Source organism: Streptococcus sp. HMSC067H01, from assembly GCF_001814775.1.
GTDB lineage: Bacteria > Bacillota > Bacilli > Lactobacillales > Streptococcaceae > Streptococcus.
The window spans coordinates 1-326 of sequence record NZ_KV817807.1; the positions used below are offsets into that span (position 1 = coordinate 1).

Consider the following 326-nt stretch of genomic DNA (forward strand, 5'->3'; position numbering starts at 1 on the left):
TCTTAACTGTCTTATCTGCTGGGATAACGGCTGTTGTGCCATCTGGGTAAGTGACTGTAGCTGTACCGTCGGTACCTACTTCAACCTTGCTTGCTGTTGGGTTAGCTTTCTTAACTTCGTCAGCTACCTTAGCTTTATCTGCATCAGTCAAGTTGCTTGGATCTGTAACCGGAGTTACTGATGGATCCTTAATTTCTTTATCTGCTAATTCCTTAACTGTCTTATCTGATGGGATAACGGCTGTTGTTCCGTCTGGATAAGTGACTGTGGCTGTACCGTCGGTGCCGACTGCTACATCTGTTACGGTTGGATTAGCTTTCTTAACT

The 326-nt window shown here is 44.8% G+C and carries 1 pseudogene; it reads right to left on the bottom strand.

The annotated features are described in order from the left end of the window. A pseudogene (locus HMPREF2987_RS11065) lies at positions 1–326 on the bottom strand (surface protein Rib); the annotation flags it as partial.